General features: G+C 58.1%; 19 protein-coding genes and 1 pseudogene. 8 read left to right on the top strand and 12 right to left on the bottom strand.

Going from position 1 to position 22166, the window contains the following annotated elements:
* Positions 1–51 precede the first annotated feature (51 nt).
* From NRB16_RS09025 to mnmG, 4 genes are read right to left on the bottom strand one after another with little or no spacing between them, the layout of a single operon-like run.
* The gene (locus tag NRB16_RS09025) at positions 52–933 is read right to left on the bottom strand and encodes a ParB/RepB/Spo0J family partition protein (RefSeq protein ID WP_253113713.1); all 882 of its coding nucleotides are present in this window, start codon (positions 931–933) and stop codon (positions 52–54) included.
* 7 nt (positions 934–940) lie between these two features.
* Entirely contained in the window at positions 941–1732 is a 792-nt protein-coding gene (locus NRB16_RS09020; RefSeq protein WP_045485333.1) for a ParA family protein, read from the bottom strand.
* An 18-nt stretch (positions 1733–1750) separates the two neighbouring features.
* Entirely contained in the window at positions 1751–2410 is a 660-nt protein-coding gene (gene rsmG, locus NRB16_RS09015; RefSeq protein WP_045485332.1) for a 16S rRNA (guanine(527)-N(7))-methyltransferase RsmG, read from the bottom strand.
* Positions 2407–4299 carry a tRNA uridine-5-carboxymethylaminomethyl(34) synthesis enzyme MnmG gene (mnmG, locus tag NRB16_RS09010; RefSeq protein WP_253140957.1) on the bottom strand — a complete coding sequence of 631 codons (1893 nt, stop codon included), beginning with the start codon at positions 4297–4299 and terminating at the stop codon, positions 2407–2409. The genes rsmG and mnmG overlap by 4 nt, the downstream gene beginning before the upstream one ends.
* A 555-nt stretch (positions 4300–4854) precedes the next feature.
* On the opposite strand from mnmG, the gene NRB16_RS09005 reads away from it, so the two are divergent.
* The 3 genes from NRB16_RS09005 to NRB16_RS08995 all read left to right on the top strand — a co-directional run bounded on the left by NRB16_RS09005 (position 4855) and on the right by NRB16_RS08995 (position 8843).
* Positions 4855–5361 (top strand): sigma-70 family RNA polymerase sigma factor, encoded by a 507-nt coding sequence (locus NRB16_RS09005; protein WP_257105992.1) that lies wholly within the window; start codon positions 4855–4857, stop codon positions 5359–5361.
* Positions 5361–6299, top strand: a complete 939-nt coding sequence (locus tag NRB16_RS09000; protein ID WP_373568447.1) for a FecR domain-containing protein — start codon at positions 5361–5363, stop codon at positions 6297–6299. The genes NRB16_RS09005 and NRB16_RS09000 overlap by 1 nt, the downstream gene beginning before the upstream one ends.
* Before the next feature lie 96 nt (positions 6300–6395).
* Positions 6396–8843: a TonB-dependent siderophore receptor gene (locus NRB16_RS08995; RefSeq protein ID WP_373568446.1), complete on the top strand. Its 2448-nt coding sequence runs from the start codon at positions 6396–6398 to the stop codon at positions 8841–8843.
* Positions 8844–8856: 13 nt separating this feature from the next.
* Here NRB16_RS08995 and NRB16_RS29620 read toward each other — a convergent pair whose 3' ends face one another.
* On the bottom strand, positions 8857–9012 hold the full coding sequence (locus NRB16_RS29620) for a hypothetical protein (protein ID WP_373568445.1): 156 nt from the start codon (positions 9010–9012) through the stop codon (positions 8857–8859).
* 13 nt (positions 9013–9025) lie between these two features.
* Positions 9026–9417: pseudogene (locus tag NRB16_RS08990) on the bottom strand (LysR family transcriptional regulator); the annotation flags it as partial.
* A gap of 126 nt (positions 9418–9543) precedes the next feature.
* Between NRB16_RS08990 and NRB16_RS08985 the strand changes: the two are divergent.
* The gene (locus NRB16_RS08985) at positions 9544–10176 is read left to right on the top strand and encodes an alpha/beta hydrolase (RefSeq protein WP_257105990.1); all 633 of its coding nucleotides are present in this window, start codon (positions 9544–9546) and stop codon (positions 10174–10176) included.
* A gap of 135 nt (positions 10177–10311) precedes the next feature.
* On the opposite strand, the gene NRB16_RS08980 is transcribed toward NRB16_RS08985, so the two are convergent.
* The 6 genes from NRB16_RS08980 to rpmH form a co-directional block, all read right to left on the bottom strand.
* Positions 10312–11340, bottom strand: a complete 1029-nt coding sequence (locus tag NRB16_RS08980; RefSeq protein WP_257105989.1) for a Fic family protein — start codon at positions 11338–11340, stop codon at positions 10312–10314.
* Between the two features lie 22 nt (positions 11341–11362).
* Positions 11363–12733: a tRNA uridine-5-carboxymethylaminomethyl(34) synthesis GTPase MnmE gene (gene mnmE / locus NRB16_RS08975; protein ID WP_257105988.1), complete on the bottom strand. Its 1371-nt coding sequence runs from the start codon at positions 12731–12733 to the stop codon at positions 11363–11365.
* Positions 12734–12809: 76 nt separating this feature from the next.
* Positions 12810–14486, bottom strand: a complete 1677-nt coding sequence (gene yidC, locus NRB16_RS08970; protein ID WP_045485322.1) for a membrane protein insertase YidC — start codon at positions 14484–14486, stop codon at positions 12810–12812.
* A gap of 2 nt (positions 14487–14488) precedes the next feature.
* A complete protein-coding gene (gene yidD, locus NRB16_RS08965) occupies positions 14489–14734 on the bottom strand; it encodes a membrane protein insertion efficiency factor YidD (RefSeq protein ID WP_084709900.1) in 246 nt (81 codons plus the stop codon).
* Entirely contained in the window at positions 14727–15131 is a 405-nt protein-coding gene (gene rnpA / locus NRB16_RS08960; protein WP_373568444.1) for a ribonuclease P protein component, read from the bottom strand. The genes yidD and rnpA overlap by 8 nt, the downstream gene beginning before the upstream one ends.
* Before the next feature lie 14 nt (positions 15132–15145).
* Positions 15146–15280 carry a 50S ribosomal protein L34 gene (gene rpmH / locus NRB16_RS08955; protein ID WP_003253163.1) on the bottom strand — a complete coding sequence of 45 codons (135 nt, stop codon included), beginning with the start codon at positions 15278–15280 and terminating at the stop codon, positions 15146–15148.
* Positions 15281–15863: 583 nt separating this feature from the next.
* Between rpmH and dnaA the strand changes: the two genes are divergently transcribed.
* The 4 genes from dnaA to gyrB are packed head-to-tail and all read left to right on the top strand — an operon-like array spanning position 15864 to position 22101.
* Positions 15864–17414, top strand: a complete 1551-nt coding sequence (gene dnaA, locus NRB16_RS08950) for a chromosomal replication initiator protein DnaA (RefSeq protein ID WP_257105987.1) — start codon at positions 15864–15866, stop codon at positions 17412–17414.
* Positions 17415–17452: 38 nt separating this feature from the next.
* On the top strand, positions 17453–18556 hold the full coding sequence (gene dnaN / locus NRB16_RS08945; protein WP_045485312.1) for a DNA polymerase III subunit beta: 1104 nt from the start codon (positions 17453–17455) through the stop codon (positions 18554–18556).
* A gap of 19 nt (positions 18557–18575) precedes the next feature.
* Complete coding sequence (gene recF, locus NRB16_RS08940; protein ID WP_045485309.1) at positions 18576–19679, top strand: DNA replication/repair protein RecF; 1104 nt, start codon at positions 18576–18578, stop codon at positions 19677–19679.
* 4 nt (positions 19680–19683) lie between these two features.
* Complete coding sequence (gene gyrB, locus NRB16_RS08935; RefSeq protein WP_253140964.1) at positions 19684–22101, top strand: DNA topoisomerase (ATP-hydrolyzing) subunit B; 2418 nt, start codon at positions 19684–19686, stop codon at positions 22099–22101.
* The last annotated feature ends 65 nt before the right edge of the window (positions 22102–22166 follow it).

The following is a 22166-nucleotide window of genomic DNA, read 5'->3' as shown; positions in this document are numbered from 1 at the left end:
CGTTCAACTCCAAGGAGTCGATTTCCGACTACACGTTACAGGTCAATTGTTTCAGCGGATGTGAGCAAGAACGCCTTGCAGCTCATCGAGGGAGTTGTAACGGATCACCAGTTGCCCCTTGCCCTTCTGCCCGTGGCGAATCTGCACCGCAGAGCCCAGCCGCTCTGCCAGGCGCTGCTCCAGCCGGCTGATGTCGGGGTCGGCCTTGGGGGGCTCGACAGGTTCAGGTTTATCACTCAGCCACTGCCTGACCAGTGCTTCGGTCTGGCGCACAGTGAGCCCGCGTGCGACAACGTGTCGCGCCCCTTCAACCTGACGATCATCAGGCAAACCGAGCAATGCACGGGCATGCCCCATTTCCAGATCACCATGCGAGAGCATGGTCTTGATCACCTCAGGCAAGGTAATCAGGCGTAACAGATTGGCCACACTGACCCGCGACTTGCCGACCGCATCGGCCACTTGCTGCTGAGTAAGCTGGAATTCCTGCTGCAGCCGCTGCAGGGCAATGGCTTCTTCGACCGGGTTGAGGTCTTCGCGCTGGATGTTCTCGATCAGCGCCATGGCAATGGCCGCTTCGTCAGGGACGTCACGGACCATGGCCGGAATGGTTTCGACCCCGGCCTGCTGGCTGGCACGCCAGCGGCGCTCACCGGCAATGATCTCGAAACGATCGTTACCGATCGGGCGAATCACGATCGGTTGCATGACCCCTTGCTTGCGGATCGACTGCGCCAGCTCTTCGAGCGCCTGCGGGTCCATGTCGCGGCGTGGCTGGTATTTGCCACGCTGGATCTTGTCCAGCGGCACGTGTTGCAGCTCGTTCTGGTCGAGTTTGCTGGCCTGTTGCTCCAGCACGGTGACACTGGGCACGCTCGGGCTGCTCAACAGTGCATCCAGCCCGCGTCCGAGACCTCTTTTCTTGACGGCCATGGTTTCCTCAGGCTGGTTTGGCAGCTTTTGCACTGCGACGTTGACGACGGACCAGTTCACCGGCCAGGGCCAGGTAAGCCAGGGCACCACGCGATGACTTGTCGTAGGTGAGCACCGGCATGCCGAAACTCGGCGCCTCGGCCAGGCGGATGTTGCGTGGAATCACGGTGTCGTAGAGCTGATCGCCAAAGTGTTCCTTGAGCTGTGCGGAAACATCGTTGCTCAGGCTCAGGCGTGGGTCATACATGGTGCGCAACAACCCCTCGATCTTCAGCTGCGGATTGAGCAGCTCTCCAATACGCTTGATGTTATCCACAAGGTCACTCAACCCTTCGAGCGCGAAGTATTCGCACTGCATGGGGATAATTACCCCGTCGGCTGCAACCAGGGCATTGAGGGTCAGCATCGACAGCGACGGCGGGCAGTCGATGAGAATGTAATCGTAGCTTTCACGGATCGGCGCCAGCGCATTACGCAGACGGCTCTCCTTCATCTGCATTTCCAGCAGTACCACTTCGGCCGCCGTCAGGTCACGGTTGGCCGGCAGCAGTTGATAACCACCGTGTTCGGAGAACTGCATGGCAGCCGACAGATCGCATTCACCGATCAGCAGGTCGTACACCGAGTTTTCCAGGTTGTGTTTATCCACACCGCTACCCATGGTGGCGTTGCCCTGTGGATCGAGGTCGATCAACAGCACCCGACGCTTGGTGGCGACCAGCGACGCTGCGAGGTTGATACAGGTGGTGGTTTTACCCACACCACCTTTCTGGTTCGCAATCGCGAATACCTTAGCCATTCTTGCTTGTGTTCCCAATCATGCCGTGCGGCGCAGTATCAGCAGATGGCGTTGGCCTTGGCAACCTGGAACGGCCAGGGCCTGTGCGCTATCGAGGCGAAAATCTGCTGGCAATGCTACCAGCTCATCGGTCGGATGCAGCCCTTTCATTGCCAGCCAGCGTGTATCCGTGTCACCCATATGACGGGTCCAGCCGGTGAAATCTTCAAGACTGCTGAACGCCCGGGAAATGATACCGGTGAACGGCTCGGCAGGCTGATAGCTTTCGGCACGGCTGTGGATAACCTCAAGGTTATCCAGTTTCAATTCAAGTTTTACCTGAGTCTGGAAGCGGCTTTTCTTGCCATTGCTGTCCAGCAGCGCAACGCGGGTATCTGGAAACATGATCGCCAGCGGGATGCCGGGCATGCCACCACCGCTGCCCACATCCAGCCAGCGTTCGGCGTTGATCGACGTTGAGTCAACAAAGGGCAGTACGCTGAGGCTGTCGAGTAGATGCCGGGAAACCATCTCGTCCGGGTTGCGCACCGCGGTGAGATTGTAGGCCTTGTTCCATTTGATCAACAGGGCCAGGTACGCCAGCAACTGGCTGTGCTGGGTTTCACTGAGCTCGATGCCCAATTGCCGGGCGCCTGTGGATAATTCCTCGGCATGTTGCGGTGTCACCATGGCACTCAAGCGCTTTGCTCCAACTCGCGGCCTGCACCGCGTTTTTTCAGGTGAATCATCAACAGCGAAATCGCCGCCGGTGTGACGCCGGGAATACGCGATGCCTGCCCAAGCGTCTCGGGACGAGTTATCCCCAGCTTGGATTGAATCTCTTTGGACAGCCCGGAAATGTTCGAATAGTCAATGTCGTGCGGCAGACGGGTATCTTCGCTGGCCCGCAGACGAGCGATTTCTTCCTGCTGACGCTCGATATAACCGGCGTACTTGGTCTGGATCTCGACCTGTTCGGCAGCCTGTGGATCGTTACAACCGGCGCCGGTCAGTTCTACCAGGCTGGCGTAGTCGATTTCCGGACGGGTCAGCAGGCTGAGCAGATTGTATTCGTGAGACAACGGTGTGCCGAATCGTTCAGCAATGGCATCACCTTGCTCGGTGCCCGGACGAACCCAGGTGGTTTTCAGCCGTTGCTCTTCGCGTTCGATGCTTTCGCGCTTGGCGCAGAAGGCGGCCCAGCGGCTGTCGTCGATCAGGCCCAGTTCACGGCCTTTTTCGGTCAGGCGCAGATCGGCGTTGTCTTCGCGCAGAATCAGGCGGTACTCGGCCCGGGAGGTGAACATCCGGTACGGTTCCTGGGTTCCCAGGGTAATCAGGTCATCGACCAGTACACCGATGTACGCTTCATCGCGGCGCGGGCACCAGCTTGGTTTGCCCTGGGCGCGCAATGCGGCGTTGGTTCCGGCAAGCAGCCCTTGCGCACCGGCCTCTTCGTAACCGGTGGTGCCGTTGATCTGCCCGGCGAAGAACAACCCGCCAATGACTTTGGTTTCCAGGCTGTATTTCAGGTCGCGCGGATCGAAGTAGTCGTATTCGATGGCATAGCCAGGACGCACGATGTGTGCGTTTTCCATACCACGAATCGAGCGCACCACCTGCAACTGCACATCGAACGGCAGCGAAGTGGAAATACCGTTCGGATACAGCTCATGGGTGGTCAGGCCTTCGGGCTCGATGAACACCTGGTGGCTGTCCTTGTCGGCGAACCGGTGAATCTTGTCTTCGATCGATGGACAGTAGCGCGGGCCGATCCCTTCGATCATGCCCGAATACATCGGCGAGCGATCCAGGTTGGCGGCAATGATCTCGTGGGTCCGGGCGTTGGTGTGGGTAATCCAGCAACTGACCTGACGTGGATGCTGCTCCTTGTTGCCAAGAAACGACATCACCGGGATAGGCGTATCGCCCGGTTGCTCGCTCATTACCGAGAAATCGACCGAACGGCCATCGATTCGTGGCGGCGTACCGGTTTTCAGGCGACCAACGCGCAACGGCAATTCACGCAGGCGGTGAGCCAGGGCAATCGACGGCGGATCACCTGCCCGGCCGCCGGAATAATTCTGCATGCCAATGTGGATCAGGCCGCTCAGGAAGGTACCGGTGGTCAACACGACAGAGTCGGCCATGAACCGCAGCCCCATCTGAGTGACAACGCCGCGCACCTGATCCTGTTCAACAATCAGGTCATCCGCCGATTGCTGGAATATCCACAGATTGGGCTGATTTTCGAGGGTTTCGCGGATCACCGCCTTGTACAAGGCGCGGTCAGCCTGAGCCCTTGTGGCACGTACGGCCGGGCCTTTGCGGCTGTTAAGCACACGAAACTGAATACCGGCCAGGTCGGTGGCCGTTGCCATCGCACCGCCGAGTGCATCGATTTCCTTAACCAGATGGCTTTTACCTATACCGCCAATGGCGGGGTTACAGCTCATATGACCAAGGGTGTCGACGTTGTGCGTCAACAGGAGGGTCTTGACGCCCATGCGTGCCGCAGCCAGTGCCGCTTCGGTACCGGCATGACCGCCACCGATGACGATCACTTCAAAACGGGAAGGGAAATCCACCACGCACCTCGTGCCTGTTGTGATGAGAAATAGGGAACTGACAAGTATAGAGACTTCCCGCCCTTCTATGAAACCCGGTGACCAAAAAATGACCAGCTGTGCTGACGAGACATGAGATTAAAAAAATAAAAAAGAAAGAAAGTTTATAAAACCTTGTTTTTAATGCTTATGTTATGCACCGCCCTTTCTGTGGATAAAGCTCTGTAGGCATTGTAATCCGTACTGTACAGAGGTTTTGAAGTCTGTGACCATGTGGCCTTGAGGGGCTTGGATAACCTGTTTGAGCCTGTGGATTAAAGTGCTTCTTTTCCACAGGGGCAGTTTTCTTCAGGTTTCGAGCAGGCTTATCAACTGGGCTAAGGCCGACTTATTCACAGGGCTTATTTTGGCCTCTGGATAACAGATTGAGTTTTTCTCACGGGTAGGACGGAGTGGGCCACTGGGTGGCTGTGCATAAGCGCATTGGGGATAAACCTGCATTATCGGCTATTGTTCCACTGCCCTTCAGAGGCTAATAATAGCCATTATCATTAACCCTCTTGCTGATGCCCGCTTATGTCCTCTTCCATCCACATGGCTGCCGTCCGATTGATCTACGAACAGCATCACTCGTGGCTGTATGGCTGGCTCAAAGGTAGGCTTTCCAGCACCAGCGATGCCGCCGACCTGGCCCATGACACTTTTGTGCGGGTCTTGGCTGCACGCAATGCGGGGCAGATTCGTGAGCCTCGTGACTATCTGGCGACGATTGCCAGAGGCCTGGTGATCGACCGCTACCGGCGTCGGGCCATTGAACAGGCGTGGCTGGACAGCATGGCGGCAATGCCTGAGGTGCTGGTGGTCAGCGAAGAAGAGAAAGCGTTGATTATCGAAACACTGATGGCAGTGGATAAGGCGCTGGCCAGCCTGGGCGCTCGGACCCAGAAGATTTTCATGCTGACCCAGGTCGACGGGCTGACTTATCAACAAGCCGCCGATCAGTTGGGATTGTCGCTGACCTCGATCAAGAAACACATGGTCCGGGCGCTTACCGAGTGTTCGCTGGTCATGGCTGAGCTGTGATGGCCAAGGGCATGGATCGCAAGACTCTGGAAGCAGCGGCGACCTGGTATGTGCAGTTCCAGTCGCAACCGGCCACGGCAGAGCAGACCCTGGCCTGGCAGTGCTGGCTGGCCAGTGATCCTGCCCATCGGATGGCCTGGAATCAGATCGAACAATTGCAGCACAGCCTGGGGGTTATCCCCGGTGACATGACCCGTCGGGCGTTATCCACAACCCGTCAGCGCCGTCAGGTGTTGAAGCTGGTACTGCTGGCCTCGGCCACCGGTTATCTGGGCTGGAATACCCGTCAGCATCTGGACTATTGGGCCGATTACCGTACTGCAACGGGTGAGCAGCGACGTATCGAACTGGCCGATGGCAGTCAGATCTATCTCAATACCGATACCGCCATCGACGTGTATTTCGATCAACAGCAACGCTTGATTCATCTGCGCAGCGGCGAAATTCTGCTGCAGACCAGCAAACGTGGCGATCCGCGACCGCTGCGGGTACGCACTGCCCAGGGCCATGTGCAGGCCTTGGGGACCCGGTTTACCGTACGTCAGCTGTCAGGGTTGACCCATGTCGGTGTTCTGCAGGATCAGGTCAGCATTCATCCTGATGCCACTGTGGATAAACCGCTGATGCTCAAGGCTGGTGAAAGCACTGACTTTGACCGCCATGCCTGCCGTGCTGTGGGTATCTACCGCGCCTCGGATGTGGCCTGGGTCGATAAACAACTGGTGGTGCTCAACGCCCGCTTGGGCGATGTGCTGGCCGAGCTTGGACGTTATCGCCAAGGCCTGCTGCGCTGCGACGAGCGTGCGGCGCTGCTGAGGGTTTCCGGCACCCTGCGTCTGGATGCCATTGATGCCGTGCTGGCCAATCTGCAAGCGACTTTGCCTATAGAAGTGCTCTACTTCACCCGCTACTTGATCACGGTGCGCCACACCACCTGAAAAAATTTCTGCAGCAGGTGATCTTTTTCGATTCTGGCCCGGCCCTTCCATTAATCGCGGTCACCGCGGACTTTCGTCACTCTCAGGGTCATACGCATGCGCTTCGCTTCGATACCGTTTTATGGTCGTCAGTACTTGGGTCGCCACTGCTTCACCTACAGCCTGCTGCTGGGCGGTACGTTTGTTTATCCACTGCTCGCCAGTCAGGCCATGGCCGAAAGCACCGTACAACGCTTTGCAGTGGCCGCCGGGCCTGTGGATAACGCGCTGAGCCAGTTTGCCTCCCAGGCCAATGTGATTCTGTCGTTCTCGCCGACACAAACCGGTAATCGCCGTACCCAGGGACTGCAAGGTCAGTATTCGATCGAGCAAGGGTTTGCCCTGTTGCTGCAAGGTACCGGCTTGCAGGCCGTTGCTCAGGCGCCGGGCAGCTATGTGCTGCAAGCCATCCCGACCGGTGGCTCTGTGGTGTTGGCCGACACTGACGTGCATGGCACCGGGCTGAGCAGTTATGCACAGGACAGCGCCAGCGATACCGGCTACAAGGCACAGAACAGTCGCGCCGGGACCAAGACCAGTACGCCGTTGAGCGAAACGCCGCGCTCGGTGTCGGTGGTCACCCAGCAACGCATTAAAGACCAGAAAGCCCAGACCCTCACGGAAGTACTGGGCTATGTGCCAGGCATTTTCGCCCCGCCCTTCGCCGCCGGCGACAGCCTGGCCGGTGATCTGTTCTTCATTCGTGGCTTCAATGCCACCGACTACGGCTATGGGCTGTTACGCGATGGCTTGCGGGTGCAGGGCAATCGTTATGACACCACCACCGATACCTATGGGCTGGAGCGTGTGGAAATCTTCCGCGGGCCATCCTCGATCCTGTATGGCGAAAACGCCCCCGGCGGGCTGGTCAACCTGGTCAGCAAACGCCCGACCGCCACCCCACAGGGTGAAGTACAGCTCAGCTACGGCTCCAACAACCGCCGCCAGTTGGCTGTGGATATCTCCGGGCCGTTGAACGAGGCCGGCAATGTGCAGGGCCGCGTGGTGATGCTGGGGCGCAAGGCTGATACCCAGACCGACCATGTGCCGGATGATCGTATCTACATCGCCCCCTCCCTGACCCTGAATATTGACGACGCGACGCATCTGACGCTGCTCAGCCACTATCAGAAGGACCATACCAACATGGAGTTGGGGCTGCCGGCGGCTGGCACCCTGCTGCGCAACCCCAACGGCAAGCTCGACAAGGACACCATGCTGGGCGTACCAGGCTGGAACACCTTCGAGCGGGAAACCTGGAGTCTGGGTTACGAATTTATCCACAGCTTCAACGATGACTGGCAGTTCCGCCAGAATTCACGCTACCTGCAGTCGCGCATCACGCGTCATGAAACCTGGCCAGGCAGCCTGAACAACGGCGGCTACGGCACCCAGCTCAACGTTACCGCCTACGATCGCTTCAACAAGTCCATGGTCTACTCGCTGGATAACCAGCTTGAGGGCAAATTCAGCACCGGTCCCGTGGACCATACGCTGCTGGTCGGCGCCAGCTACGATCGGACCTCGTTCAATCAGGACTGGAATGCCGGTGCCGCCGGGCAGATCAATATCTTCAACCCGGTCTACGCCCGTGACCCGGTAACCTCCATAGCCGTGCAGAACACCCTGCTCACCCAGCAGATGCAGGGCGTTTACACCCAGCTGCAGAGTATCTGGGACAACTGGATCTTTCTGCTGGGCGGTCGTCAGGACTGGGTTGAAAGCGACTTTCGCAACAAACTGGCTCCGGCTGGCGGGGTCAACGGCGATGACCGCAAGTTCACCTGGCAGGGCGGGCTGATGTACCGTTTCGACAACGGTCTGACCCCTTATGCGAGTTATTCCACAGCGTTCGTGCCGGTTCAGCAAATCTCCAATGGCGGTGCACCGCTGGACCCGATCACCAGTTCCCAGGTCGAGCTGGGGATAAAGTACGAGCCGGTTGGCTGGAACACGGCCATGACCGCATCGGTGTTCGACCTGCGCAAAGAAGACGATACTTACCTGGATGCAACCACCTCGACTTACCGGCAGGTGGGCGAAAGCCGCTCCAAAGGCGTGGAGCTGGAAATCAACAGTGATATCAGCCGCAACCTGAATCTCACCGCCTCGTACACCTACACCGATGCGCGCGTCACCAAAGACGCGCCAGGTTCGTTGATCGAAGGCCATCAGATGACCGGTGTACCTCGTAACCAGGCCTCGGCGTGGGCCAAATACCGCTTTCTCGAAGGCTCATTGCGCGGTGTGTCGGTGGGTGGTGGCGTGCGCTACTTTGACAGCACCTTCGCTTATACCCAGCCCGCACTGTATGGCCGCCTGAACGCCGGTGAAGTCACCCTGGTCGATGCCGCCATCGGCTACCAGATCGACCGCCATTGGTCGCTGGATCTGAATGCCCGCAACCTGTTCGACAAAGAGTACGTCTCGGGCTGTAACGATGCGGGTCGTTGCTACTGGGGCGACAGCCGCACATTGCTCGGTACGATGTCTTATAACTGGTAACTGTGGATAACTGTCAGGCCGCCAGCCGGGCGCAAAGAAAGTCCACCAGGGCACCCACCTTAGGGGACAAATGCCGGCTGGCCGGCCACAGGATATGAAAGGTGCGGGTCTGCTGCAGGTAATCGGGCGGCACCCTGCACAGCCGACCGTCGGCCAATGGTTGTTGCACGGCAAAATCCTGCAGGCGTACCGGTACGGATCACCGCATCACAGCCTTCTTCAATGACATCGACGATCCGGTCGCTGAAATCCAGATCCAGTTCGATCTGTGGATAACAGGCCACGAAATCGCTCAATGTGGATAAGAACCTCGGTCCCAGCATCGGCAGGCTGATTCGCAGGCGACCTTGAGGCTATGCAGTCGTCTGACTTAGTTCCAGCAGCATCGCCCCTTCTGCGTTCAGGGCAATACCGCGGGTACTGCGATGAAACAGCCGCACGCCGAGTTTTTCCACAAGCCGGGCCACACTCTTGCCCACCGCAGAAGCGGAAAACCCAGCACACGGCCCGCAGCGACGAAACTGCGGGTTTCGGCCACCTGCACAAACACGCCAAAGCCGTTCAGGCTGTTCATTCAGCATCCTCGATTCAGGATCTATGGTCCTTAAAGATCAGGAATGTAGCGATATTTTTCTGCAATTGGCGATTTTTCAATCTCGGTGGTCAATAGCATTCAAGTTATCCACACGAGGTGCCAATCATGCGGATCATTACTGCCTTGTTGGCTTTGTTGCTGGCCATGCCGGTTTTTGCCGAGACCCCGACGCAATACAAGCAGGTCTACATCGTCCACGGCTATGGCGCATCGCCTGACAGCCATTGGTTTGCCTGGCTCAAGCAGCGTTTGCAAAGTCAGGGCGTGAAGGTGTCGGTGCTCGATATGCCGAACTCCGCTGCTCCCCGGCCCGACCAATGGCAGCAGACCCTGCAACAGCAAGTTATCCACGCCGACCGCAATACCTGGTTCGTGACCCATAGCCTGGGAAGTATCGCGGTGCTGCGCTATCTGGCTGACCGCCAGGACTTATCCACAATTGGCGGCATCGTGCTGGTCTCTGGCTTCAATGAACATTTGTCGAATATCCCCGAGCTGGGCCCGTTCCTGCGTCCAGATCTGGACTACGCGAAGATCATCAGAGTTACCCACACGCGGATGGTGATCGCAGCCGCGAACGATGTCGTGGTGCCCGCGCCCTTCAGCCAGCGACTGGCCCGGCAGCTTGACGCGCAGTTTGTTCTTCTGCCGCAAGGTGGGCATTTTCTCAAGGACGATGGCTACAGTGAGTTTCCGGCATTGCTCAATGAGCTTGAGCGGCTGATGCGTCAGCAATGAGCGGGTGTTTGTAGGGTACGAGAAAGCTCGCGGCTGCAGCCCCCACCGTAGGAGCGGCTTCAGCCGCGAATAGCCACAGCGAGGATAAAATCCATTCCCATAAGCCGGTGTTTGACATGACTTGTGGATAACTTCTTAACGCTGTAGTGCGCTCTTGCCTAACTCGGTCAGGTAGTAGCTTTGCAGTCTGCTGAGCGGCTTGTTTGGTAAGGTCATGGCCACCAGACCCGCCTCCAGTGCCGGACGCAGATAGGCGTTGTGCACATGCTTTCTGTCTTTCAGGCCCAGAGCTGTCTGAATTTCAGCGCGGGTCAGTTCACCTTGAAGCACACCGAGCAGACGTTGAACTTCGTCCGTGACTTGGGGGGTGACTTGGGGGGTGACTTGGGGGGTAGCCCCTTGCCACTCGGCTTCAGGACGCCAGATAACGGCACTGAACTGATTGCCGCGCGGGTCGTCGAGCAAGTCGATGCGCGGCCATTGTTGCAGTGCTCGTGCAATGCCGCTGCCCATGCCGCGATAAGGCAGCAGATGCGCTGCATGTTCTGTCAGGGTTGGATTACGACGATTGGTCCGCCCCTGAAGGATGGCTGTGACATCGAGGCTGTCGGGTAAATGCCCAGGGCTGGCGATCTCGATGCGATCAGTGAAGATCATCAGCCGGATCGAGGCACTGGTGAAGTAATCACGATGGATCAAGGCGTTGACCAACAGTTCTTCCAGAGCAGCTTCAGGAATCTCCAGTTCACCCAGGGTATTGAAGCCACGGCCGCGTTGTACGTGGTGCAGGTTGCGGCGGATGAATGCAAAGCAGTCCCGGAACTGTTCGGCGAGCGTGCCGCCAATATCTTCGCTGTCCAGATACCGTGTGTCGGCCAGTTGGGTGCCTGGAAAGGCTACGGCCTTGATGCCGAACGCAGGGCGCCAACGTTGTGGATAACGCCCGAACAGCATCAGCCCGGCGAGATTCAACTCTTGGCCATCGCCGAGCCCGATATTCTGCAGCAACTGCTCCAGCGGCAGGCCAATCCACTCTTGTTGCTGGCCATAACGCCGATTGAAATAGGCCTGAAAGGCCTTTTCATCAATATCTACAGCGGATGTGTTCGTTACAGGCACTACATCGGCATACACCAACCCGGCACGCTGGAACATGCGCTGCATTTCTTCTCGTAAGGCTCTCTATTCACTTACCAATACAGAAACTGGAAAAGATCCTGCCCAGCAATTCATCCGGACTGAACGCGCCGGTGATCTCGCCGAGTGCCTGCTGAGCCTGGCGCAGGTCCTCTGCGAGCAGTTCGCCGGCACCGGCCAGGGTCAGCTGTGCGTGGCCGTGTTCGAGCAGGCGACTGGCGCGATTCAATGCATCAATGTGGCGGCGGCGGGCGCTGAAGCTGCTTTCTGAGGTCTGTTGATAACCCATACAGGCCTTGAGGTGCTCGCGCAGCAGATCCAGGCCTTCGCCGGCCGATTTGGCGCTGAGGCTGATAGTGACATGCCCGTCGTCACTGGTTTGCAGGCCGATCAGGTCGCCACTGAGATCGGCCTTGTTGCGAATCAGGGTGACCTTGGCCGGATCTGGGCGCTGCTCTAGAAACTCCGGCCACAGAGAAAACGGATCGGTGGCTTCCGGCGCCGTGGCATCGACGACCAGCAGGATGCGATCCGCTTCACCAATGGCCTTGAGGGCGCGCTGTACCCCGATCAGTTCGACCTGATCGTCGGTATCGCGCAACCCGGCGGTGTCGACCACATGCAGCGGCATGCCGTCGATGTGGATATGTTCACGCAGCACATCGCGGGTGGTGCCGGCGATGTCGGTGACGATGGCCGCTTCTCGACCGGCCAATGCGTTGAGCAGGCTGGACTTGCCGGCGTTGGGGCGACCGGCGATGACCACGGTCATGCCGTCACGCAGCAAGGCGCCCTGCCCGGCCTCATGCAGGACTGTGGATAACATTGCACGTACTGCATCAAGCTTGCCCAGCACCACGCCGTCAGCCAGGAAGTCGATTTCCTCTTCCGGGAAGTCGATCGCGGCCTCGACGTACATACGCAGGCCAATCAGCAACTCAGTCAGGTTATCCACACGTTGGGAAAAGGCGCCTTGCAGTGAGCGCAATGCGTTGCGTGCCGCCTGGGTCGAGCTGGCTTCGATCAGGTCAGCGATCGCCTCGGCCTGGGCCAGGTCGAGTTTGTCATTGAGAAAAGCCCGCTCGCTGAATTCACCGGGGCGGGCCAGACGGCAGCCCAGTTGCACGCAGCGTTGCAGCAGCATATCCAGCACCACCGGGCCGCCATGCCCTTGAAGTTCCAGGACATCTTCGCCGGTGAACGAGTTGGGCCCCGGGAAGTACAGGGCGATGCCCTCGTCGAGCACCTGACCTTGTTCATCGGCAAAAGGCTCGTAGTGGGCGTAGCGCGGTTTGAGTTCGCGGCCGGTGATGGCTTGCGCGGCCTTGGCCGCCAACGGGCCGGAAATCCGCACAATGCCGACGCCTCCCCGTCCTTGCGCGGTGGCGATAGCAGCGATGGTTTCACGGGGGGCGTTCATGCGGACTCCTGAAAAACTGACAGATAGCAAAACGCCCCACGAGGGGGCGTCTTGTCAAACACGATCACAGGTTAGATCAAGCGGCGGCCTTCTTGGTAGCGGCCTCGATCTTACGCGTGATGTAAGCCTGCTGCATGATCGACAGGGTGTTGTTCACAACCCAGTACAGAACCAGACCAGCCGGGAACCACAGGAAGAAGAAGGTGAAGATGATTGGCATCATTTTCATCACCTTGGCCTGCATCGGATCCGGAGGCGTCGGGTTCAGACGCTGCTGGATAAACATGGTCGCGCCCATGATGATCGGCAGGATGAAGAACGGGTCTTTGATCGACAGGTCAGTGATCCAGAGGATCCATGGCGCCTGGCGCATCTCGACGCTTTCCAGCAGAACCCAGTACAGGGCCAGGAATACCGGCATCTGGACAAGAATCGGCAAGCATCCACCCAGCGGGTTGATCTTCTCTTTCTTGTACAGCTCCATCATCGCCTGGGACATCTTCTGGCGATCGTCACCGTATTGCTCTTTCAGCGCGGTCAGCTTCGGTGCCACGGCGCGCATGCGGGCCATGGATTTGTAGCTGGCGGCCGACAGCGGGAAGAAGAAGCCCTTGATGATCATGGTCAGGACGATGATCGACCAGCCCCAGTTACCCAGCAGGCTGTGGATATGTTGCAGCAACCAGAAGATCGGCTGGGCAATGAACCACAGGAAGCCGTAGTCGACAGTCAACTCCAGGCCTGGGGACAACTCTTTGAGCACCGCCTGGCTTTTCGGACCGGCATACAGCGTCGCGCCGGTTTCACCCTGGGTGCCAGGTGCTACGTTGAGCGCCGGGCTGGTGAAACCAATGATGTAGTTACCCTGGCTGTCCTTGCGGGTCTGCATGGCATTGTTGGCGTTATGGTCTGGAATCCAGGCCGTCACGAAGTAATGCTGCAGCCAGGCAACCCAGCCGCCCTGTACGTTTTCACGCACCTGGCCTTTGTCGATGTCCTTCATCGAGACCTTTTTGTAAGGTTCCGATGGGGTCCACAGGGCCGCCCCCAGATAAGTGGCAGTGCCGGTGGCAGTGGTCGACGATGGATCGGAGCTGGCGTCACGCTTGAGCTGGCCGTAGAGGTTACCGGTCCACGCCTGGGCGCTCTGGTTATCCACAACGTAGTTGACGTTGAGGTCGTACATGCCGCGCTCGAAGGTGAAGCGCTTGGTGTAGTTGACGCCGTTGTCGGAGAACTTCAGCTCGACGACCAGTTCTTTCTGGCCATCAGCCAGTTGATAACTTTTCTGTGTCGAAGTGTAAACAGGACGACCAATGGAGCGTGCATCCGGACCATTGGTGCCGGTCAGACCGCTTTGCGCGAGGAAAACCCGCTCATTGCCATTGTCGAACAGCTGGAAAGGAACATCCGGGCGGTCCTGACGGCGTGGGTACAGCGGCAGCCGCAACTGGACGACATCACCCCCGACCGGGTCGATGGCCACTTCGAGCACATCGGTCTTGATCTGAATCAGATCCTTGCTGACCACCGCCGGTGTTTCGACAGGTGCCGGAGCACTGCCTGGAGCGGTAGGAACGTCGGTGTTCGCGGGCGCATTGCTGGCCGCAGGTACATCGGCTGCACTATTGGTGCTGGCAGCAACAGTCTGGTTCGGCAGGGCAGCCTGGCCGTAGTCTTCGTTCCATTTCAGAACGCCGACGTAGGTCACGATTGCCAGGGCGCCGATCAGGATCGTGCGTTTAATATCCATGATTACTCGGCCATCGAAGAAGAACGGGGGTTGGAAACTGGTGGAACCGGGTCATAACCACCGGGGTTCCACGGATGACAGCGACCAAGACGTTTCAGGGTCAGCCATCCACCGCGCACAAGACCATGATTATCAATGGCTTCGTAGGCGTAGCAGGAGCAACTGGGGAAGAAACGACAGTGACTGGCCATCAAAGGACTGATGGCATAGCGGTAAAACTGGATCGGTACGAGTGCCAGCTTACGCATCTGGACTGTCTACCCTTGCAGGTTCGGTTTGGACTGGTGCAACAGGCCGGCTACGGGCCAGACGTTTCCAGAGTTTGCCGAAATGCTGGATCAATTCAGGGTTATCCAGGTCACCCATGCCTTTACGCGCGACGATCACGATATCCCAACCCACCAGATTGTGTTGGTGCAGGCGAAATGAGTCGCGAATCAGGCGCTTCAAACGGTTGCGCTGTACTGAGAGCTTGACGCTCTTCTTTCCGATCACAAGCCCTAGACGGGGATGATCCAGATCGTTGTCGCGTGCAAGGATCAGGAGATTTTTCCCCGGAACCTTGGCGGTTGGGGAGTCAAAGACTGCCTTGAAATGCCGGGGTGTAAGCAGACGCTTTTCCCGACTGAAGTCCTGACTCACCACCTGTGCCGCGGAAATCAGATAGCCAGACGCTTACGGCCTTTGGCGCGACGACGCGACAGGACTGCACGGCCGTTCTTGGTGGCCATACGGGCGCGGAAACCGTGGGTGCGGGCGCGCTTGATAGTGCTGGGTTGGAAAGTACGTTTCATGGCGTGTTACCTGGTTTGTGCACTGAAGGCCGGAATGGCCCCGTTTTTAGAGACCGGCGATTCTAGTGAAAGCCGGCGTGCAGGTCAATTTCCAACCAGCTTTTCCTTCTATCTGGTCATTTTCCTTTATTAGCCATGACCAGGATCATTCTGATCGCTTTGGTGATCCACTCAGCTATAGAAATAAAAGAGGACCTATATAAAGCTTTTTTGCAAAGCTTGTTAAGTTTAGTCAACGCCTTGTTTGTGGATAACTCATTACAGGCCACGTAAATCATGATGTACAGCGATTCATAAGTCTGTCGAGAAACGGTGCTGTGACTGTGCTGCGCGTGCGCATAAGCTGTGTGTGAAAGCGCTTTTTATGCACAGCCAGGTTATGCACAGGGCTCGACCCTGAGTTATGCAAAGAGCTGAATGGCAGTTATCCACAGAGCTTAGCCGGCACCGGTCGTCGGCTGATGTATGGCTCCGATGATCATTTCTTACGAAGCGGCAGCCACCTACATGTGGATAAGTCAGCGGCTGATCGTTACAATGGCGGCTGTTTTTGCCTCAGCGGCTTTCAACTCAGGGGATATCCGTGTCAGTGGAACTTTGGCAGCAGTGCGTGGAGCTTTTGCGCGATGAGCTGCCTGCCCAGCAATTCAATACCTGGATCCGTCCACTACAGGTCGAAGCCGAAGGCGACGAGCTGCGTGTCTATGCACCGAATCGCTTCGTACTCGACTGGGTCAACGAAAAGTACCTGGGGCGTCTGCTCGAGCTTCTCGGCGAGCGTGGTCAAGGCATGGCGCCTGCGCTTTCCTTATTAATAGGCAGCAAGCGCAGTTCGGCGCCCCGTGCGGCACCCAACGCGCCTTTGGCAGCGGCTGCTGCTGCCGCTGCTTCGCACAACGCCCAGGCGAGCGTCGACACGGCGAGCCATTCAGGATCTGCGTCGGTACAAGCCCCGGCACCTGTGGCAGCGCCCGCACCTGTGCAGGCCCCGCCACTCGATGGTCTTGATGAACCGTCGCGTGACAGTTTCGATCCGCTGGCCGGTGCCAACCCGCCACAGGCTCCGGTACGCACTGAACAGCGCACCGTGCAGGTCGAAGGCGCGCTCAAGCACACCAGCTACCTGAACCGCACCTTCACCTTCGAGAACTTCGTTGAAGGCAAGTCGAACCAGCTGGCGCGCGCCGCGGCCTGGCAAGTCGCCGATAATCCCAAGCACGGCTATAACCCGCTGTTCCTTTATGGTGGGGTCGGCCTGGGTAAGACTCACTTGATGCATGCGGTGGGCAACCACCTGCTGAAAAAGAATCCCAATGCCAAGGTTGTGTACCTGCATTCGGAGCGTTTCGTGGCCGACATGGTCAAGGCGCTGCAGCTCAATGCAATCAACGAGTTCAAGCGTTTCTATCGCTCGGTCGACGCATTGCTGATCGACGATATTCAGTTCTTCGCCCGCAAGGAGCGTTCCCAAGAAGAGTTTTTCCACACCTTCAACGCATTGCTTGAGGGTGGGCAGCAGGTGATTCTCACCAGCGACCGTTACCCCAAGGAAATTGAAGGGCTGGAAGAGCGGCTCAAGTCCCGTTTCGGCTGGGGTCTGACCGTCGCGGTCGAGCCGCCGGAACTGGAAACCCGGGTGGCGATCCTGATGAAGAAGGCCGATCAGGCCAAGGTCGACCTGCCGCATGATGCTGCGTTCTTCATTGCCCAGCGCATTCGTTCCAACGTTCGGGAACTCGAAGGCGCGCTCAAGCGCGTTATTGCGCACTCGCACTTCATGGGCCGCGACATCACCATCGAGCTGATCCGCGAGTCGCTGAAGGACCTGCTGGCGCTGCAAGACAAACTGGTCAGTGTGGATAACATCCAGCGCACTGTCGCCGAGTACTACAAGATCAAGATCTCTGATCTGTTGTCCAAGCGTCGTTCGCGCTCGGTGGCCCGACCACGGCAGGTGGCCATGGCGCTTTCCAAAGAGCTGACCAACCACAGCCTGCCCGAGATTGGCGACGTATTTGGCGGGCGTGACCACACCACGGTGTTGCACGCCTGCCGCAAGATCAACGAACTCAAGGAATCCGACGCGGATATCCGCGAGGACTACAAGAACCTGCTGCGTACATTGACCACATGATGACGCCAGTGCTGTTTATCGAGGCAAGGGACTAGACCATGCATTTCACCATTCAACGCGAAGCCTTGTTGAAACCTCTGCAATTGGTCGCCGGCGTAGTCGAACGCCGTCAGACCTTGCCGGTGCTTTCCAACGTGCTTCTGGTCGTCGAAGGCCAGCAACTGTCGCTGACCGGTACTGACCTGGAAGTAGAGCTGGTTGGCCGCGTCCAGCTGGAAGAGCCTGCCGAGCCGGGTGAGATCACCGTACCGGCGCGCAAGCTGATGGATATCTGCAAGAGTCTGCCTAACGACGCGCTCATCGATATCAAGCTTGATGACGCCAAACTGCTGGTCAAGGCTGGCCGTAGCCGTTTTACGCTTTCTACGCTGCCAGCCAATGATTTCCCGGCGGTGGAAGAAGGCCCTGGCTCGCTGACTTTCCAGTTGGTGCAGAGCAAGGTACGCCGTTTGATCGAACGCACCAGCTTTGCCATGGCTCAGCAGGATGTTCGTTACTACCTCAATGGCATGTTGCTGGAAGTCAGCACCGGCATCCTGCGTGCCGTGGCCACCGACGGTCACCGCCTGGCCATGTGCTCGATGGCAGCAGAGATCGGTGAGACCGAGCGTCACCAGGTCATCGTGCCACGCAAAGGCATTCTGGAGATGGCGCGCCTGCTCACCGAGCAGGATGGTCTGGTCAGCATCGTTCTTGGCCAGCACCACATCCGTGCGACCACCGGCGAGTTCACCTTCACGTCCAAACTGGTCGATGGCAAGTTCCCGGATTACGAGCGCGTGCTGCCCAAGGGTGGTGACAAGCTGGTACTGGGTGACCGTCAGGCATTGCGCGAAGCGTTCAGCCGTACGGCGATTCTTTCCAACGAGAAGTATCGTGGCATCCGCCTGCAGCTGGCAGCCGGTCAGTTGAAGATTCAGGCCAACAACCCTGAGCAGGAAGAAGCCGAAGAAGAGATCAGCGTGGAGTACAACGGCAGTGCGCTGGAGATTGGCTTCAACGTCAGCTACCTGCTCGATGTGCTGGGTGTCATGACCACTGAACAGGTTCGTCTGATCCTTTCCGACTCCAACAGCAGTGCGCTGGTGCAGGAATCGGATAACGATGACTCTGCCTATGTCGTCATGCCGATGCGTCTGTAACTGACCCCAGACTCAGTCGATGTCTCTCAGCCGCGTCTCGGTCACCGGGGTGCGCAATCTGCACCCGGTGACCTTCTCCCCCTCCGCACGTATCAACATCCTTCACGGCGCCAATGGCAGCGGCAAGACCAGCGTCCTGGAAGCCATTCACCTGCTGGGTCTGGCTCGCTCGTTTCGCAGCACCCGGCTGCTTCCGGTCATTCAATACGAGCAACCCAATTGCACGGTTTTTGGTCAGGTCGAACTGGCTGAAGGTGGCCATAGCAACCTGGGTATCTCTCGTGATCGGCAAGGGGAATTTCAGATTCGTATTGATGGTCAGAATGCGCGCAGCACAGCGCAACTGGCCGAAACTCTGCCCTTGCAGTTGATCAATCCGGACAGCTTTCGCCTGCTTGAGGGCGCACCGAAGATACGTCGGCAGTTTCTCGATTGGGGAGTGTTCCACGTGGAACCTCGCTTTATGGCCACTTGGCAGCGCCTGCAGAAAGCCCTGCGGCAGCGAAACTCGTGGCTGCGGCGTGGTACACTTGACACCGCTTCGCAAGCAGCATGGGACAGGGAACTGTGCCTGGCCAGTAACGAGATCGATGAATTCCGGCGTGCTTATATCAAGGCACTCAAACCGGTCTTTGAAAAGACATTGAGCGATCTTGTCGAGTTGGAAGGTCTGACCCTCAGCTATTACCGCGGGTGGGACAAAGAGAAAGAGCTGAGCACGGTGCTCGCCGCCTCTTTGCACCGCGACCAGCAGATGGGCCATACCCAGGCCGGCCCGCAACGAGCAGATCTGCGCCTGAGGCTGGGCGCTCACAACGCGGCAGACATTCTCTCCCGCGGACAGCAAAAGCTGGTGGTCTGCGCTTTACGGATTGCCCAAGGACACCTGGTTAGCCAGGCGCGCCGAGGCCAGTGCATCTATCTGGTAGATGATTTGCCATCTGAATTGGATGACCAGCATCGCCGTGCACTTTGCCGCTTGCTGGAAGACTTACGCTGCCAGGTGTTCATCACCTGTGTAGATCACGAATTATTGAGCGAAGGCTGGCAAACGGAAACGCCAGTTGCTTTGTTCCACGTGGAACAAGGTCGTATCACCCAGACCCACGACCATCGGGAGTGATTGCATGAGCGAAAACCAAACGTACGACTCCTCCAGTATCAAGGTACTGAAAGGACTGGATGCCGTACGCAAGCGTCCCGGGATGTACATCGGCGATACGGACGATGGCAGCGGTCTGCACCACATGGTATTCGAGGTGGTTGATAACTCGATCGACGAAGCGCTGGCTGGCCATTGCGACGACATCAGTGTGATCATCCATCCGGACGAGTCTATTACCGTACGCGACAACGGTCGCGGTATTCCGGTAGACGTCCACAAAGAAGAAGGCGTCTCGGCAGCAGAGGTCATCATGACCGTGCTTCACGCCGGCGGTAAGTTCGACGACAACTCCTATAAGGTTTCCGGCGGCCTGCACGGTGTGGGTGTGTCGGTGGTTAACGCCCTGTCCGAAGTACTGCAGCTGACCGTCCGCCGCAGCGGCAAAATCTGGGAGCAGACCTACGTCCACGGTGTTCCACAAGAGCCGATGAAAATCGTCGGTGAAAGTGAAACCACCGGCACCCAGATCCACTTCAAGCCTTCGGCTGAGACCTTCAAGAACATCCACTTCAGTTGGGACATTCTCGCCAAACGTATTCGCGAGCTGTCGTTTCTGAACTCCGGCGTGGGTATCGTCCTCAAGGACGAGCGCTCCGGCAAGGAAGAACTGTTCAAATATGAAGGCGGCCTGCGTGCTTTCGTTGAATACCTGAACACCAACAAGAGCACCGTGAACCAGGTCTTCCATTTCAACGTCCAGCGCGATGATGGCGTGGGCGTTGAGGTTGCGTTGCAGTGGAACGACAGCTTCAACGAGAACCTGTTGTGCTTCACCAATAACATCCCGCAACGCGACGGCGGTACTCACCTGGTGGGTTTCCGTTCGGCCCTGACGCGCAACCTGAACAACTACATCGAGCAGGAAGGTCTGGCCAAGAAACACAAGGTCGCGACCACCGGTGACGATGCCCGTGAAGGCCTGACCGCGATCATCTCGGTCAAGGTGCCGGATCCGAAGTTCAGTTCGCAGACCAAAGACAAGCTGGTTTCGTCCGAGGTCAAGACCGCGGTGGAACAGGAGATGGGCAAGTACTTCTCTGACTTCCTGCTGGAAAACCCCAACGAAGCCAAGGCTGTCGTGGGCAAGATGCTCGATGCTGCCCGTGCCCGTGAAGCGGCGCGCAAGGCCCGTGAGATGACTCGCCGCAAGGGCGCGCTGGACATCGCCGGCCTGCCGGGCAAACTGGCCGACTGCCAAGAGAAAGACCCTGCCCTCTCCGAACTGTACCTGGTGGAGGGTGACTCTGCGGGTGGCTCGGCCAAACAAGGTCGTAACCGCAGGACCCAGGCAATCCTGCCGCTCAAGGGCAAGATCCTCAACGTCGAGAAAGCACGTTTCGACAAGATGATCTCGTCGCAGGAAGTCGGCACGCTGATCACCGCGCTGGGCTGCGGTATCGGCCGCGAAGAGTACAACATCGACAAGCTGCGTTATCACAACATCATCATCATGACCGATGCTGACGTCGACGGTTCGCACATCCGTACCCTGCTGTTGACGTTCTTCTTCCGTCAGTTGCCAGAGCTGATCGAGCGCGGCTATATCTACATCGCTCAGCCGCCGCTGTACAAGGTCAAGAAAGGCAAGCAAGAGCAGTACATCAAAGACGACGACGCCATGGAAGAATACATGACCCAGTCGGCTCTGGAAGATGCCAGCCTGCACCTCAGCGAATCAGCACCGGGTATTTCCGGCGAGGCGCTGGAGCGCCTGGTCAATGAGTTCCGTGGGGTGATGAAGACCCTCAAGCGCTTGTCGCGCCTGTACCCTCAGGAGTTGACCGAGCACTTCATCTACCTGCAGGCAGTGTCGCTGGAGCAGCTCTCGGATCACGCCGCGATGCAAGCCTGGCTGGGCAAGTTCGAAGAACGTCTGCGCTCTGTCGAGAAGTCGGGTCTGGTCTACAAGGCCAGCTTGCGCGAAGACCGTGAGCGCAATATCTGGCTCCCGGAAGTCGAGCTGATCTCGCATGGTCTGTCGAGCTATGTCACCTTCAACCGTGACTTCTTCGGCAGCAATGACTACAAGAGCATCACGACCCTGGGCGCGCAGATCAGCTCGCTGCTGGATGAAGGCGCCTACGTGCAACGGGGTGAGCGCAAGAAAGCAGTGACCGAGTTCAAGGATGCCCTGAACTGGCTGATGACCGAGAGCACCAAGCGCCACACCATCCAGCGCTATAAAGGATTGGGCGAGATGAACCCGGACCAGCTGTGGGAAACCACCATGGACCCGACTGTCCGTCGCATGCTCAAAGTGACGATCGAAGACGCCATCGCGGCGGACCAGATCTTCAACACCCTGATGGGCGACGCGGTGGAGCCACGCCGGGACTTCATCGAAAGCAACGCACTGGCGGTCGCCAACCTCGACTTCTGAGGCTTGGCGCTGTTGGCCCATGCTTGTGATGGGCACTTGAAAAGCCCCCGACAGCAACGCTGTCG

This window comes from Pseudomonas sp. LJDD11 (genome assembly GCF_024584215.1).
GTDB lineage: Bacteria > Pseudomonadota > Gammaproteobacteria > Pseudomonadales > Pseudomonadaceae > Aquipseudomonas.
The sequence above is the reverse complement of the archived record's forward strand: the minus strand, read 5'-3'. Positions and strand labels throughout refer to the sequence as shown.

What these genes read in the sequence shown, in the direction of transcription:
- mnmE (WP_257105988.1), bottom strand. Translation starts at nt 12,733, where the DNA reads ATGAACGCCCCCCGTGAAACCATCGCTGCTATCGCCACCGCGCAAGGA.
- NRB16_RS08980 (WP_257105989.1), bottom strand. Translation starts at nt 11,340, where the DNA reads ATGCAGCGCATGTTCCAGCGTGCCGGGTTGGTGTATGCCGATGTAGTG.
- dnaN (WP_045485312.1), top strand. Translation starts at nt 17,453, where the DNA reads ATGCATTTCACCATTCAACGCGAAGCCTTGTTGAAACCTCTGCAATTG.
- NRB16_RS09005 (WP_257105992.1), top strand. Translation starts at nt 4,855, where the DNA reads ATGTCCTCTTCCATCCACATGGCTGCCGTCCGATTGATCTACGAACAG.
- yidD (WP_084709900.1), bottom strand. Translation starts at nt 14,734, where the DNA reads ATGCGTAAGCTGGCACTCGTACCGATCCAGTTTTACCGCTATGCCATC.
- recF (WP_045485309.1), top strand. Translation starts at nt 18,576, where the DNA reads ATGTCTCTCAGCCGCGTCTCGGTCACCGGGGTGCGCAATCTGCACCCG.
- NRB16_RS09000 (WP_373568447.1), top strand. Translation starts at nt 5,361, where the DNA reads ATGGCCAAGGGCATGGATCGCAAGACTCTGGAAGCAGCGGCGACCTGG.
- NRB16_RS09020 (WP_045485333.1), bottom strand. Translation starts at nt 1,732, where the DNA reads ATGGCTAAGGTATTCGCGATTGCGAACCAGAAAGGTGGTGTGGGTAAA.
- yidC (WP_045485322.1), bottom strand. Translation starts at nt 14,486, where the DNA reads ATGGATATTAAACGCACGATCCTGATCGGCGCCCTGGCAATCGTGACC.
- NRB16_RS09025 (WP_253113713.1), bottom strand. Translation starts at nt 933, where the DNA reads ATGGCCGTCAAGAAAAGAGGTCTCGGACGCGGGCTGGATGCACTGTTG.
- NRB16_RS08985 (WP_257105990.1), top strand. Translation starts at nt 9,544, where the DNA reads ATGCGGATCATTACTGCCTTGTTGGCTTTGTTGCTGGCCATGCCGGTT.
- NRB16_RS08995 (WP_373568446.1), top strand. Translation starts at nt 6,396, where the DNA reads ATGCGCTTCGCTTCGATACCGTTTTATGGTCGTCAGTACTTGGGTCGC.
- gyrB (WP_253140964.1), top strand. Translation starts at nt 19,684, where the DNA reads ATGAGCGAAAACCAAACGTACGACTCCTCCAGTATCAAGGTACTGAAA.
- rpmH (WP_003253163.1), bottom strand. Translation starts at nt 15,280, where the DNA reads ATGAAACGTACTTTCCAACCCAGCACTATCAAGCGCGCCCGCACCCAC.